We start from the raw sequence: 15,754 nt of genomic DNA on the forward strand, positions 1-15,754 counted from the left end.
CCCCTCGTATTCATCGCGCCATGGATCACGCCTGGTCGAGCCAGACCTTGCCGAAGTCGTGCTCGTAGGTGGGGTGCATCGAGTGGTTCTTCACCTCGGGCTTGATGTTGATGTAGAGCTTGCGCCAGTAAGGCTGGATGATGATGCCGGAATCCTGCAGGATCTGCTCGATATCCTTCATCACAACCTTGCGCTTCTCCGCATCGGCGATGCCGAGCGCCTCGTTCACCTTCTTGTCGAAGTCCGGATTGGTGTAGGCCGTCTCGTTCCACGCTTCGCCGGTGCGGTAGGCGATGGCGATCACCTGGATGCCCAGCGGGCGCATGTTCCAGTTGGTCTCGGAGAACGGGTACTTCGTCCAGTCGTTCCAGAAGGTCGAGCTCGGCAGCACGGTGCGCTTCACCTTGATGCCGGCCTCGCGCAGCTGCGCCGCGATCGCGTCCGTGGTGTTCTTGTGATAGTCCTCGTCGTTGCTGATAAGCTCGTGCTCGAAATCGATCGCGCCGGCTTCCGTCAGCATCTGCTTGGCCTTGGCGATGTCGCGCTTGACCTCCGGCAGCTTGACATATTCCGGATGGATCGGCGCGACATGGTGGTTTTCGGCCGGCGTGCCGGCATTGCCGTAGCCGAGCTGCAGGACGGTTGCGTTGTCGACCGCAAGCAGCATCGCCTGACGAACCTTCTGGTCGTCATAAGGCTTGTGGGTGACGTTGAAGCGCGACACCACGGTGGCGGCCGTCACGACTTCCGATACCGGAGCGCCGACATCGGCGATGATCTTGATGTAGTCGGCCGTTGTTTCGTGGTTGGTGTGGACTTCGCCCGATTCGAAAGCCGAGACGGTCGCGGCCGGATCGGTGCCGTAGTCGATGAACTCGACGCCGTCGAGGAAGGCCTCGCCCTGCCACCACTTGCCGGTCGTGCGGCGCTTGTAGACCACCTTCTGGCCGACGTCGTAGGAGACCAGCTCGAACGGACCGGTGCCGATCGGGCAGTTCTTGAAGTTGGCGCCCTTCTCGTCAAAGGTCTTGTGCACGACCAGCGCCGGATAGTCGGTCAGGTTCGGAATGATGGCGATGTCGGGCTTGGTCAGCTTGAGCTTGACGGTCATGTCGTCGACCTTGACGACGGACCCTTCGCGCAGCTTCTTGGTCTTCTCGTCGACCAGGCTGCCGAGGCGGCCAGGCATCGAGTTGCCTTCCGCGCCCTTGTCCGCCCAGCGGGTGAAGTTGTAGATCACGTCGTCGGCGGTGAACTTGTCGCCATTGTTCCATTCGACGCCCGGCCGCACATGCAGCGTGTATTCGGTGGCGTCGTCATTGATGTCCCAGCTTTCCAGCAGGTAGGGCGCGAAGGTGTACTCCTTCGTGTACTTCACCAGCGGCTCGAGCGCCTGGCGCTCCGCGTTGGAGATTTCCGACCAGTCGGCGGTGCGCGGATCCTTCGGATCCTTGACCGACATAGCGACCTTGATCACCCCGCCCTTCTTGCCCTGCACGTCCTCGGCCCGGGCCGGGGTCGGCGCGGCAAGGCCGAGCATGCCATAGGCCATCGCCGTCGATGCGCCGAAGACACTGGCCAAGGCCAGGAATTCGCGACGGTCCACATTGCCCGACTTGGCGTCTTCGGCCATTTTCAGGATGTGATCCGGAACGCGATCACCATTGCTTTTATAGATTGCCATGACTTACTCCCATTGTTGGCTTTCCGCCTTTTAACATTCCGCATCCAGACCGCGTTGTCAAAAGACGGTGTGGAGTAGGAACAGGCCAAGGAATGTGCATCTTTGGTTGCAACCCGGTTCGCGCGATAGCGACAGTCTTGACGCAAATTTGTTATCGCGGCGCGGATTTCCCAAAAAATCGTCGCGGACGATTAAATCAGTACATTTTATGCGGATAAGGCCCCCGCGCCCGCGCCCGACAGCCTGTTGGGCAAGCGGAGAAACGCCCGCGCGACCTCAGTATTCGCGTTCGTAAAAGACGCCGCCTTTGGCTTCGCCGGCATCGTTGGCCTCGCCGCGCAGCTTGACGCCACGGCCGACATTAAGGTCGATCGTGGCTTTGCCGGAACCCGGCTTGTCGCCCTTCTGTATGGTCACATAGGTGCGGTCGTTGAGATACTTGCCGGCCGAAACCGCGGTGCCGCCCTTCTCGTCCGTCGTCACGTCGAGATCGTCCACGCCGATGGCGCTTTGCAGGTTCTCAAGCAGCGAGGTCGAACCGCCGACGCCGGCCAGTTGCGCGGCGGCGCTTGCAAGCTGCGCGATCTGCAGCGGCGACAGTTTCGACATGGATTGACCGAAGATGAGCTGCGCCAGCACCTCGTCCTGGGGCAGCGCCGGCACGGAGGAGAAGGTGAACTTCGGATCGGTCGCCTCGCCCGACACGACGATCGTGACCGTGGCGCTGCTCGTCGTCGTGGTCGCCGTCATGTTGAGATAGGGAACCAGCGAGCCCTGGAACCCGATCGTGCCCTCGGTGAAGGTCAGCCGTTTGGAAAGGATGATCAGCCGTCCGCGCTGCAAGGTGAAGGTGCCGACCGCCTGCGGCGACGAGGCCGGGCCCGTCAGCTTCAGCGATCCGCCGAGCTCGGCGTCGACACCTCTGCCCTGTATGAAGATCTGGTTCGGCGCGTTCACCGTCACGTCGAGCGTCAGGCCGCTGCCGCTCTTGCTGCTGCTGCTGGAAGTCGCCGGACGCAGCGCCTTGTCCTGCGCCCGCACGGACGCAGGCGCGTTCTTGTGTTTCACGTCCAGCGCCGAAAGCGACCCCGGCAGCTTTTCCGGGACGGTGATGACCGTCCTCGCCAGGTTGACCGTGCCGGCGATCACCGGCGCCGAGACGAGCGGCCCCTTGATCGTCAGGTCGCCACCGAGATTGGCGGTCACCACCCGGCCGTCGGTGTAGCGGCCATCGGTGAGCTTGATCGACAGGTCGGCCGGGAAGCCTTGCGCCGGCGTGATGCCAACCGTGCCGCTGGCCGAAAGATTGCCTTTTGTCGAAAGCGTGCCGGTGAGCCGGTTGATCCTGGCGACGCCATTCCCGATCGAGACGTCGGCGGCGACATCGTTGACCGCGAGGCCGGAGCGGGCATCGATAAGGCGCGAGCCGGATGTCGTGACTTTGCCGCTGATCACTGGCGCGGATGCAGGACCACGCACCTGCACATCGACATTGGCGGTGCCGTTGAGCGCCAGACCTTGCGCCGCGAGCTTGGCGGCAAGGAAGGCAAACGGCACCTTGCCGTTGAAGTCGAGCGCCAAGGTTGGCGTGCCTGCTGTCGCAACCGTGCCGCCGCCCTTGAGGCCGAGGCCGGCGCCGTCGCTGATGTTGGCGTCGAAGGCGAGCTTGTTGCCGGCAAAAGTACCGGAGGACGACACGTTCATGCCGCCGAGACCGGCGCCGCGCGTCTGCGAGGTCTGCACGCCTGAAGCGTCGATGTTGAATGCGACCGAGGGGATCGAAGGCTGGCCGGTGACCTTGACCGTGCCCGAGATCGAACCGGCCGCGTCGAGACCCGGCGAGAAGCTGTTGGCGAGCGAGATCGGCACCCTGGCCAGATTGGCGTTGATGTCGAGCGCCTGCGAGGCCTTGCCCGTCACCGTCGCCGTGCCGCCGCCGAGATTGAGCACCAGCCGGTCGAGCGTCGTCACACCGTTGGCGATAGTGATCGTCGAGGCCTGCGCGATCGCGGCCTTGATGCCCTGCACGGTCGCCTGGCCGGACGCGAGCTCGACGGTCGTCGTGCCGTTGGCGACCTTCACCCGGCCGGCGGCTTTTGCCGGGACGTTCTTGACGGTTGCCCCGCCCGAAAAACCGGTCCAGTCGCCGTCGCGCTTGAGATCGACATCGATGCCCGTGATGGCGGTGCCGCCGGACGTCACGCTCTCGGCGCGCACCGTGCCGGCGATGACCGGCGCTGCCATATAGTTCGCGATCTGCGCGTCGATGGCGACATTCCTGGCGGAAAGATCGCCGCGCTTGATCTGCGAGGTGTTCGCCTTGATCGTGACATTCGGCCCGTTGGCCGCCTTGGTGAAGGCGATGGTGCCGCGCACATTGCCCTCGGCCTTTTCTAGGGCCAGCGCAGCCAGCGGCCCGATATCGGGGAGGTCGAGCGAAATCGTGCCGGCCGGCACGAAGGCGTCGTCGAGCGCGAGATCGCCGGAAATCTTGTTCGGGCCGAGCGACAGCAGAAGCCCGTTGATCGCGCGGCTGCCATTGGTCGTGGCGAGCACCGCGCTGCCCTGCAAATTCTGCCCGGCGACGTTGCCGGTGAGCTGCACATTGGCCGCCGGATTGGCGGCATCGGCCTTGCCGCTGGCCGTGAGCTTCAGCCCGGTGATCTCGCGTGCTGCCACCGAAAGCCGGTCGCTCTCCACCGTCATCGACAGGTCGGGCGCGGTGACCGGGCCCTGTGCGTTGAGCGCAAAGGCGACGGCGCCCTTGGCGTCCTTCGAGAGCCCTGAAACGTCGCTCAGTGCCCCCCTGATGTCGGCGGCCAGCTTGCTGTCGGCAAGGCTCGCCTGCCCGTCGGCGCTAAGCGCTCCCGAATTCAGCCTCAGGCCGTCGATAGTGATATCGCCCTTGGCATCGCGCTTCAGCGCGGCGCTCAACTCGGCGCGCTCGCCAAGCATGCCGCGCACCGCTGCCGGCAAGGCGGGCGAAGCGACATCGGCCTTCATATTGAGGTCGACGGCGCCGTCGCCCAGCGATATCCGGCCGGCGACCTGGCTGTTGAGAGCATCGCTCGTCAAGGAGCCGCTGTTGACGGCGACAGCATCGGCTGCGAGGCGGCCGTTGACCTTCGCCGTGACCTTGCCGGCGATCAGCGGCGCCAGCATCGGGTTGTCGAGACCGATCCTGTCCACCGACACCGTGCCGGAAACCTGACCAGACCGCCCCTCAATGTCGAAGGCATCCGAATGCAGCACCAGGGTGAGACCGTCCACCTTCGCCTGGCTGGCGGCAATGGAAGGCAGGATTGCGGACACGTCGAGCCGCGCTTGCGTGCTCTCGCCCGCCATCTTCGCCGACAGGGACTGGACCGCGATCTTGACCGGGCTTTCGGGGCTGCCGATCGTCAACGGCAGGCTGGCCCCCGATGATGTGAGGTCGAGGGAGAAGTCGCTGGCGCCATTGGGATTGAGGGTGCCGGCGGCCTTGCCGGAAATCCCATCGCCCGACAGCGTGGCATGGTCCAGGGCGACGCCGCCCGCCAGCGTGTAGCTGCCGGCAGCATCCAGATCCAGCGGCCCGAGACCCGCCTGCCGGGTCTGGCTGGTCTGGGCTCTCGCCACCTTGGCATTGAACTGCACGTCGGGGTTGGACGACGGACCCGTGACATGTGCCGTGCCTTCCACCGTTCCCGCCCCGTCGAGGCCGGGCACGAAATCGTTGGCGAGCGCCACCGGGAGGTTGGCCAGGTTTGCCGTGAGGTCCAGGGTCTGGCCGGCACTGCCGGAAACGGTTGCCGAGCCGCCGCCGAGATTGAGCGCAAGCTTCTCGATTGCGGCCACGCCGTTGGCGATGGACAGGCTGGAGGGCTCGGCGATGGCCGCCTTGATGCCGCGCACAGTCGCCTCGCCGGACGTGATCTCCACGCTTGTCGTGCCGCCGGCGATCTTCACGCGGCCGGTCGCGGTGGCCGGAATGCCGGACGCCGTGGCGCCGCCGGCAAAATTCGTCCAGTCGCCGTCGCGTTTCAAATCGATGCCGATGCCGCTGATGACCGTGCTGCCGGAGGTGACACTGTCGGCCTTGATCGTGCCCGAGATCGCCGGCCCTTTCAGGTAGTTGGCGATCAGCGCGTTGATGGTGATGGCTTTCGCCGCCAGATCGCCGCGCGCGATCGACGTGCTGGCCGCGTTGATGGTGACGGTCGGCGCCTCGCCCTCCTTGGCAAAGGCGATCGTGCCGTTGATGTCGCCGGTGGCGCTCTGGTTGCCGAGCGCTGCAAGCGGTCCGATGTCGGGCACGGCAAGCGTCAGCGTGCCGAGCGGCAGGAACTTGTCATCGAGCACGAGATCGCCCGACACCTTGTTGTCGCCGAGCGCCAGGCTGAGCCCCCTGATCGAGCGCTTGCCGTCGGCGGTCACCAGCGAAGCTGCGATGTCGAGCGCCTGCCCCTCGGCATTGCCGGTCAGCGAGATGTCTGCCGTCGGATTGGCGACATCGGCCTTACCCTTGGCTGAGAGCTTGACGTCCTTCACCGTGCGACCGGCCGCCGTCAGGCTGGGGCTGTCGGCTGAAACGGAGAAATCTGGCGCCCAGCGCGGACCGGTAGTCGTCAGCGCGAAATTGACCCCACCCGCGAGCGGCGTTCCGGCGAGCGGCGACAGCGGCGAGACGTCGCCCAAGGTGCCCTTGACGCTGGCCTGGATGTCCGTTCCTTGCATGCTGCCGGTGCCGCTGGCGCTGAGCGTGCCGGAGCTGATCTCCAGCGAGTTGGCGGCGAACGCGCCTTGCGGATCGCGCGTGGCGGTGGCCGAGAATTTCACCCGCTCGCCAAGCAGCGAGCTGATCTGCGGCGGCAATGCCTTTGAGATTGCGTCGGCATTCATCTTGAGCGTCATCGACAGGTCGGCCAGCGCCACATTTGCCGTCAGCCCGCCATTGAGCGCATCGCTGCGCAAGGTGCCCTTGTCGATAGTGACGTTTTGGCGGCTGATAGTGCCGGAAAGATCCGCCGCGAGCTTGCCGGTCACAAGCGGGGCCAACGTCGCCACATCGGTCTTAAGACCGGCGGCCGCGAGCTTGATGGCGACCGGGCCACTGAGGGTCTCGACGTCGAAGCCATCGGAATGGACCTCGCCCGTAATGTTGTTGAGCTGCGTGCCGCCGACGGCGATCGAGGTAAGGGACGTGCCGATATCGACCATCGGCGCCTTGCCGTCGCCGAAAGCGCGCACGGTGGCCTTTTCGACCGCGACCAGGATCGGAACCGCGCTGTTGCCGACATCGACGGTTACCGGCTTGTCCTTGGCGGAGAGCTCCACCACCAGGTCGCTGGCGCCCTTCGGATCGACATTGCCGGTCGCTGCGCCGTGCACGGAGTCGCTCTCTATGCTGGCCTGCTCGATCTCGACCCCGCCAGATGCGGTCGCGGTTCCAGCGAGGTCGAAGCTCGTCTTGCCGGCAAACAGCGCCTTTATCTTCTCCGGCAGGAAGCTCTCGAACTCGCCGTCGCCCTTGGCCTCGATACGGTGGCCCCTATCGGTGAGCTGGTGCCGGCCGGTCAGCTGGCTGACGATCCGGCCGTCTACCATGAAGGTGCCGACGCCGCTCCAGTTGGCCAAAGGTCCGCCGCCGGAAACGACGATGTTGACGGGCGGCGCATCCGGCAGCTTGAGCAAATTGGCGATGATGCCGCCGGCCGGCTCCGACGCCTTGAGATCGAGGTCGAGCCTGTTGTCGGCTGGCGCAAAGTGGATCTTGGCGTCGACATTGCCTTGCTTGCCGTCATGGCGGCTGACGTTGAGCACGCTTTGGATCGCCAGCGGTGACGGATCGGCCCTGAGCGAGCCCTTGGCGGCCAGCTCGGCAATGCCGCTGCCGGCAAGCTCCTGTCCCAGCGCGATCTCCGGCAGGTCGATCTGCTTCAGGTCGATCGATACCGGCAGGCTGGAAGAGCCGCCCTGCGACGGCTGCTGGCTCGGCTGGGGCAGCCGCGCCAGTTCGATGCGCTCGGCGGCGAAGCGGTCGGCATTGAAATTCCGGGAGAGCAGAGCCGTCGGCGACCAGTCGAGCGCCACCTTGCGCGCCACCATCCAGGGGCCGGCGCGGTCTTCCAGCACGATGTGGTCTACCCTGAGCGCGCCCGACCAGATGCCTTCGATGCCGGCGACCGTGATCTTGCGATCCTCGTTCGAAGCCATCTTCGAAATCAGGCTGGCGAGGTTCTGGCGGCCACCTTCGGTGCCGGTCAAGACGACAACCGCGCCGACCGCCACCACCAGCAGGATAAGCAGCGCGTAGAGGCAAATGCGGAGGATGCGCCAGAAAATCTTCATCGTCAGAACGCCTGGCCGATGCCGGCATAGATGCCGAAATGCGGATCGCCCGGATCGCGGTTGAGCGGCACGGCCGCGTCAATGCGCAGCGGACCGAACGGCGTGATGTAGCGCAGGCCGACGCCGGCGCCGGCCTTCACATCCGAGAAATCGGGGAAGGATTTGGTCGAGACCGTGCCGGCGTCGACGAACGGCACGATGCCGATCGTGTCGGTGACGCCGATGCGCATCTCGACGGAGGTTTCGAAGAAGGAGAGGCCGCCGATCGGCTGGCCGTCAATATCCTTGGGGCCGATGCCCTGGTAGGAATAGCCGCGCACCGAGCCGCCGCCGCCGGAATAGAAGCGCCGGTCGGCCGGCACGTTCTGCAGGCCGGTGCCGACGATCGAGCCCAGCGTCGCGCGTTCGGCGAGCACGAACCGGCTTGCCGTGTCGAGCGACTGATAGGTGTAGCCCTCGCCCTTCAGCTTCAGGAAGGTCGCGCCGTTCAATATGTCGTAGCTCGGCTCGGCATAGGCGAGGAAGCGGAGCCCCCTGGTCGGGTTCAGCTTGTTGTCGCGGCTGTCATAGACATATTGCAGCGGCACGCTGGCGATCAGGTAGGTGTGCTTGCCGAAAGCGTCGGTGATCCGCGAATAATCGAGGTCGAATTCGGCCGACACCCGCTGCTGCTTGTCGAGGTCGTAGGAAACGCCCACGTCGCCCTTGACCGAGAAATGGTCGTAGGCGTCGGGGTGTTCGAACACCGTCTTTACGCCGGTGAAGAATTTCGATGTCGGCCCGAGCACGCCCGGCTTCTCGAACATGACGCCGGCATTGTAGTTGAGGGCGGAAAGGCTGTTGCTGCCGATGCCGCTGATGGATCCGTCGATGCGCAGCTTCTCGGCCTGGCCGAACAGGTTGCGGTGTCCCCAATAACCTTCCAGCCCCAGGCCCTCCGTGTTCGAGAAGGTGCCGCCGACGCCAAAGAAGCGCGGCTTGCGCTCGCTGACCTGGACCCCGATCGGGATGTTGCCGTTGGCGTCGAGGCTGTCGGCTTCCTTGATGGTCACGCTGTTGAAGACCTCGAGGCCGAGCAGCCGGTCGCGGGCGTCGTCGATTTCCTGCGGCGAATATTGCTGGCCCCGCTTCAGCCCGGTCATATATTCGGTGAAGTCGCGATCGACCTTTTCCGTGCCCTCGACCGTCGTGTCGCCATAACCGGCGACCGGGCCGGCGGCCACCGTCAGCGTCACGTCCAGCGTCGAGCTGGCATGCTCGGCGACGATCTCGCGATCCGTCACCTTGGCGAGCGGCCTGCCCTCTTCCTTCAGCGCCCGCACGATCAGCGCTTCGGCCTTGAGCACCGCGCCGGAGCCGGCATCGCCGCCGGCGATCAGGCCGAAATCGGCCGCCGCCAATCCCGCCGCATCGCCCTTCAGCCGGATGTTGCCAAGCGTGAACTTCGCCCCGGGAGCAACCGTAATGACCACCGGAACGGGCTGCGGCCCCTTGAATTCGGCATCCGGCGGCAATTCGTCGATCGACTTTCCCTCGATCGTGATGCTGACCACGCCCTCGTAGCGGGCATCGGCGTAGAGGGCGGCGACCAGTTGTTCGCGGTCGCCACGCGCCTTGGCCATCAGGCCGAGCGATCCCGACACCGGATGGTCCTCGTCATTCTTCAGCGCCGAGGCATTTTCGAGCCTCTTGACCAGATCCTTGTCGGCGTCAGGCGCATTGATCGTCACCGAATAGCGCAGCGGATCGACGACGTCGGCATCCTCGTCCTTGGACGAGCCCCAAAGCTTGATGCCGAAGATCTCGAAAGCCGCCGCCTGCCTCACCTCTCCGGCCAGTGCGGTCGCGCAGACGAGCGCGAAAAGCAGGGCGCGCGGAAGCCCGCGCCCTGGCGCGAACCCTCCTGACATCTGCGTTTCAAGCGCCGGCATTAAGACAACCTAGTCGACAAAACTAAAATTGGAATGAAGTTCCGCAACGTTCGTAAAGGGGCCACAATCCAATTGTCTGAAATAGACCGGGCTTGGAATTCACACCTTTTGCGATTCCGCAAGAAAGTGTGATCCGTCTCACAGAGGTTCTGTCGAAATACCGGCCTTTGGCCGGCATGGAAACCGTTCGCGGGTGATAAACCTGCGGCGCTCCGGCGTTGACAAGCCTGCACGAAGCTTGATCATGCCCGGACGCTGGCGATGTCTGGAGGGTGGTATGGCAATGCGCGCGGCTCGTGGTCTCTCTTTCCTTCTTCTCATCTTTTTCGCCCTGGGCGGGGCGGCGCTTGCGGCCGAAGCCCGGCGAATCGTGACGACCGACAATTCCGACTATTTCGGTTTCGACCTCCGGTCGGAGCAGAATGTCAGCCTCGACCAATGCAAGACCACCTGCCTCGGCGACCCGGCCTGCCGCGCCTTCACCTATAACACCAAGGCCAAATGGTGTTTTCTCAAATCCGACTATAACCAGTTGAAATCCTTCACCGGCGCCGTCGCCGGCAAGGTCGCGAATGTCGACGGCGACCCTGATATCGGCGCCCCGCCGGCACTGGCCTTTTTCCCGAACTGGATGGCCGACCAGGCCCAGCAGTTCCGCAACAAGCTGACCGATCCGGCCTATGACAAGCCGACCGAGGGGCTTGCCGCGCTGCAGGCCGCGGCCGAGCAGGCCTCGCTTACCGGCGACCATCGCCTTGCCATGCAGAAATACCAGGCCGCTGTCTCGGTCCTGCCCGACGACGGCGCGCTGTGGCTGGCGCTGGCGCGCGAGATACTCGCCGTGGAGCCGGCGTCGAACACCACCGAACCCGCGACGTTCCCGATGAACGCCACCTCGGCGGCCTTCAACGCCTACAAGCTGGTGCGCACGACAAAGACCCGCGCCGAGGCGCTGGCGCTGCTTGCCGCCGGCCTCGACAAGCGCGATCTCTACCGGCCGTCGCTGCAGGCCTATGAGGCGAGCCTTGCGCTGGTGAACTCGCCGGCCGTCCAGGCCGACTATGCCGACCTCAAGGCGCGCAAGGGTTTCCGCGTCGTCGAGCACACCGTCGATGCCGATTCCTCCTCGCCGCGCATCTGCGCCCAGTTCTCCGAGGACCTGGTCAAGACCGGAGTCGACTATTCGCAGTTCGTGACCGTCGACAACGCCGCGCCCAAGGCCGTCGAGGCCAAGGACAAGCAGATCTGCGTCGAGGGCCTGGAGCACGGCCAGCATTATGACGTGACCTTCCGCGCCGGCCTGCCGGCGGCGATCGGCGAAACGATCGCCGCGCCTGTCGTGCTGTCGATCTATGTCCAGGACCGTGCCCCGTCCGCCCGCTTCACCGGCGACAGCTTCGTGCTGCCGGCCGGCGCCCGCCGCGGCATTCCGGTCATCACCGTCAACATGAATGCCGCCAAGATGACGCTCTACCGCATCGGCGACCGTTCGCTGGCGCAGCTTCTGTCCGGCTATCAGTTCCTGCATCAGCTCGATGGCTATGACATCTCCACGATTTCCGACCAGATGGGCGCCCCCGTCTGGTCGGGCACACTCGACATCGCCAATGATCTCAATAAGGAGGTTACCACTTCGTTCCCGGTGGATGAGGCGGTCCCGCAGCGCAAGCCAGGCGTCTATGTGCTGACCGCGCAACCTGTCGACGACAAGAGCGACGACTATGGTTCACGCGCCACGCAGTGGTTCGTGGTCTCCGACATCGGCCTTTCCACCTATACCGGCCAGGACGGCCTCAACGTCTTTGCCCGTTCGCTGGGCTCGGCCAAGCCGATTTCCGGCGCCGAACTGACGCTGCTTGCCAAGAACAACGAGATCCTCGGCACCGCGACGACCGATGCCGAGGGCCACGCCGTCTTCAATCCGGGCCTCACCCGCGGCGAAAACGGCATGGTGCCGGCCGTGCTGATGGCGAAGCAAGGCGACAACGACTTCGTCTTCCTCGACATGGGCAAGGCCGGCTTCGACCTGTCGGATCGCGGCGTCGCGGGACGCGCCTCGCCGGGCGCGCTCGACGTCTATGCATGGACGGAGCGCGGCATCTACCGCGCCGGCGAGGACGTGCATGTCGCCGCCCTGGCCCGTGACGGCGCGGCAAAAGCGGTCGAGAACCTGCCGCTGACCTTCATCTTCACCCGTCCCGACGGCGTCGAGAACCGCCGGATCGTCAGCAATGGCGAGTCCGCCGGCGGCCATGCCGTCGATCTCCCGCTCGAGGCCAACGCCATGCGCGGCACCTGGACCGTGTCGATCTACACCGATCCCAAGCAGTCGCCGGTCGCCAGCCAGATGTTCCTGGTCGAGGACTTCGTGCCGGATCGCATCGAATTCGATCTCACCGCCGACAAGAAGGAGATCGCGCAGGGTGAGACGGCCAACGCCACGGTGGACGGCCGCTTCCTCTATGGCGCGCCGGCCGCGGGCCTGGCGCTCGAAGGCGAGATGACGCTATCGACCACGAGCAGCTGGGACAGCTTCAAGGATTTCACCTTCGGCCTTGCCGACGAGCAGTCTAGCGAGCCGACCGTGACGCCCCTCGCCAACCTTCCCGTCGTCGGCGACGACGGCAAAGCGATCTTCCCGATCACCATCGACCAGTTGCCGTCGACCACCAAGCTGGTCAACGCCAAGGTCACGGTGCGCATGCGCGAAGCCGGCGGCCGCGCCGTCGAGCGCTCGCTCGACATCGGCGTTCGCCCGCAGCGCGACGTCATCGGCATCCGGCCGGATTTCGAGGGCGATGAGGTGCCGCAAGGCGGCACCGCCAAGTTCAGCATCATCGCCGTCGACCCGAACGGCAAGCGCGAGGACCTGAAGGGCGCCCAATGGTCGCTCGTCAAGGTCGAGCGCAATTATCAATGGTATCGTTCCAACAATTCCTGGAACTACGAGGCGGTGAACCTCACCAAGGCCGTCGCCAATGGCGCGGTCGACCTGAAGGCCGATGGTGAGGCGACCGTGTCGCTGCCCGTCGACTGGGGCCGCTACCGGCTCGAGGTCGAGACCGCCGATCCCGACGGTCCGGCGACCAGCTATGAGTTCGATGCCGGCTGGTATGTCGCGTCCACCACCACCGAAACGCCCGACGGTCTGGAGATCGCGCTGGATAAGGACAGCTACGCCGCAGGCGAAGTCGCCAAGCTGAAGGTGTCGCCGCATTTTGCCGGCGAACTGCTTGTGACCATCGGCGCCGAAAAGCTGTTGAAGACAGTCACCGCTTCGGTGCCGGCCGGCGGCAGCACCGTCGACATCCCCATCGGGGACGACTGGGGCGCCGGCGCCTATGTCACGGCAACCCTGTTCCGGCCCGGCGACGCGCAGGAATCGCGCATGCCGGCCCGCGCCATCGGCGTCAAATGGCTGGCGGTCGATCCGGGCTCGAAGAAGCTGGCGGTCGCGCTCACCCCGCCCGAAAAGACCGTGCCGCGCCAGCAGTTGTCGATCCCCGTCGCGGTCAACGGCGCTCAGGCCGGCACCAACGCCTATGTGATGGTGGCTGCCGTCGATGTCGGCATTCTCAACCTCACCAACTACAAGGCGCCCGATCCCGAGGACTGGTTATTCGGCCAGCGCATGCTGGGGCTCGAGATCCGCGACCTCTACGGACGCCTGATCGACGGCTCGCTCGGCACCATGGGCAAGATACGCACCGGCGGTGACGGGGCGAACATGCAGGCGCAAGGCAGCCCGCCGACCGAAAAGCTGGTCGCCTTCTTCTCCGGCCCGGTCGAGCTCGACTCCAACGGCAAGGCGCGGATCGATTTCGACATCCCGCAGTTCAACGGCACCGTGCGCGTGATGGCGGTCGCCTGGACCAAGGATGCGGTCGGCCATGCCCAAACCGACGTCATCGTGCGCGATCCGGTGGTGATCACTGCCGGCCTGCCGCGCTTCCTGGCGCCGGGAGACGCCGCGACCATGCGCCTCGACATCGCCGACACCGATGGCCCGGCCGGCGACTACGCGCTCTCGGTCACCACGACCGGCGATCTTTCGACCGGCGACAAGCCCCTGCCCGAGAAGCTGACGCTCGCCCAGGGCAAGCGCCAGTCGCTCACCTTCCCGCTGGTCGCCAAGACCGCGGGCGATGCTTCCGTCACCGTCAAGCTCGCGCATGCCGACGGCACCCAGGTCGAGCAGACGCTCTATCTGCCGGTGCGCCCTGCGCAGCTTCCGGTCACCAACCGCATGGTTGTCGACCTGAAGCCCAATGGCGGCTCGTTGCGGGTCGACAAGGAACTGCTGGCGGCAAGCGTGCTCGACGGTGCTTCGGTCAGCGTCGGCGTTTCGCAGTCCTCCGCGCTCGACGTGCCATCGCTTTTGATGTCGCTCGACCGCTACCCCTATGGCTGCGCCGAGCAGACCACCAGCCGCGCCATGCCGCTGCTCTATGTCAACGACATGGCCAAGAGCATCGGCATGGAGAGCGACCCGGACCTGCATCAACGCATCCAGGACGCTATCTACAAAGTGCTGTCCTACCAGGCCGCAAGCGGTAGCTTCGGCCTCTGGGGACCGGGCTCCGGCGATCTGTGGCTCGATGCCTATGTCACCGAGTTCCTGACCCGGGCGCGCGAGGAGAAGTATGATGTGCCGGCGCTTGCCATGAACCAGGCGCTGAACAACCTGCAGAACTCGCTGGGCTACGACCAGAGCGTCCAGGATCGCGGCAGCGAGATCGCCTATGCGCTCTATGTGCTTGCCCGCAACAAGAAGGCCTCGATCGGCGACCTGCGCTACTACGCGGACACCCAACTCGAAGCCTTCTCCAGCCCGATGGCGGTCGCCCAGTTGGCGGCGAGCCTGGCGCTCTATGGCGACACGCAGCGTTCAGAATCGACCTTCCAGACGGCGCTGAGGCTGGCGCAGTCGGAAACCGACTACGACTGGTACCGCTCGGACTATGGTTCGCGGCTGCGTGACGGCGCGGCGATGCTGGCGCTGGCAGCGGAATCGAAGCCAGTGCCCAGCATCATGCCGCAGCTGATAAAGCTGGTGGGCGTGGCGCGCGCCGATGCCCGCTGGACGAGCACGCAGGATGAATCCTGGATGCTGCTTGCCGCGCGGGCGCTGAAGGAAGGCAATGATTCCATCACGCTCTCCGTCAACGGCGCGCCGCATTCGGGCGGCTATTCCGACCAGGTCGCCGGCAGCAATCTTGTCGACAGCCCGCTCACCATCGCCAACACCGGCGCGACGCCGCTGCAAGCGGTGGTCACGGCAGTGGCCGCGCCGGTCGACCCGCTGCCTGCCGGCGGCGACGGCTTCACCATCGATCGCACCTACTACAAACTCGACGGTACCGAGGCTAACGTCACCGAAGCCAAGCAGAACGAGCGCTATGTGGTCGTGCTCAAGATCTACGAGCAGAACAAATGGCCGTCGCGGCTCCTGATCACCGACCTGCTGCCGGCCGGCTTCGAGATCGACAATCCGAGCCTGGTTTCCAGCGCGCAACTGTCGAACTTCTCCTGGCTGGCGCAGACCGACGCCGCGCATCTGGAGTTCCGCGACGACCGCTTCGTCGCCGCCTTCAACCCCAACGAAGGCGATGGCGACCGCAACATCACGCTGGCCTATGTCGTGCGCGCCGTGACGCCGGGCACCTACGCACATCCGGCGGCGACGGTGGAGGACATGTACCGGCCGCAATATTCGGCCCGCACCGCCACCGGCGTCATGGAGGTGAAGGGCGAGTAGCGATGAAAAGGTCGCCGGTATCTCCCTTCTCCCCGTCCCTATACGGGGAGA

4 protein-coding genes are annotated in these 15,754 nt (G+C 65.2%); 1 reads left to right on the plus strand and 3 read right to left on the minus strand.

Features of this window, described 5'->3' with window-relative positions; all coding sequences use genetic code 11:
- Positions 1 to 25 precede the first annotated feature (25 nt).
- From MJ8_RS21795 to MJ8_RS21805, 3 genes are all read right to left on the minus strand, one after another.
- Complete coding sequence (locus MJ8_RS21795; RefSeq protein ID WP_201410797.1) at positions 26 to 1,684, minus strand: ABC transporter substrate-binding protein; 1,659 nt, start codon at positions 1,682 to 1,684, stop codon at positions 26 to 28.
- Between the two features lie 276 nt (positions 1,685 to 1,960).
- A complete protein-coding gene (locus MJ8_RS21800) occupies positions 1,961 to 8,014 on the minus strand; it encodes a translocation/assembly module TamB domain-containing protein (protein WP_201410798.1) in 6,054 nt (2,017 codons plus the stop codon).
- Between the two features lie 2 nt (positions 8,015 to 8,016).
- A complete protein-coding gene (locus MJ8_RS21805) occupies positions 8,017 to 9,945 on the minus strand; it encodes an autotransporter assembly complex protein TamA (protein WP_201410799.1) in 1,929 nt (642 codons plus the stop codon).
- Between the two features lie 277 nt (positions 9,946 to 10,222).
- Here MJ8_RS21805 and MJ8_RS21810 point away from each other — a divergent pair, with 277 nt between their 5' ends.
- Positions 10,223 to 15,703, plus strand: a complete 5,481-nt coding sequence (locus tag MJ8_RS21810) for an alpha-2-macroglobulin family protein (RefSeq protein ID WP_201410800.1) — start codon at positions 10,223 to 10,225, stop codon at positions 15,701 to 15,703.
- Positions 15,704 to 15,754: the final 51 nt, after the last annotated feature.

This window comes from Mesorhizobium sp. J8 (assembly GCF_016591715.1).
Taxonomy (GTDB): domain Bacteria; phylum Pseudomonadota; class Alphaproteobacteria; order Rhizobiales; family Rhizobiaceae; genus Mesorhizobium.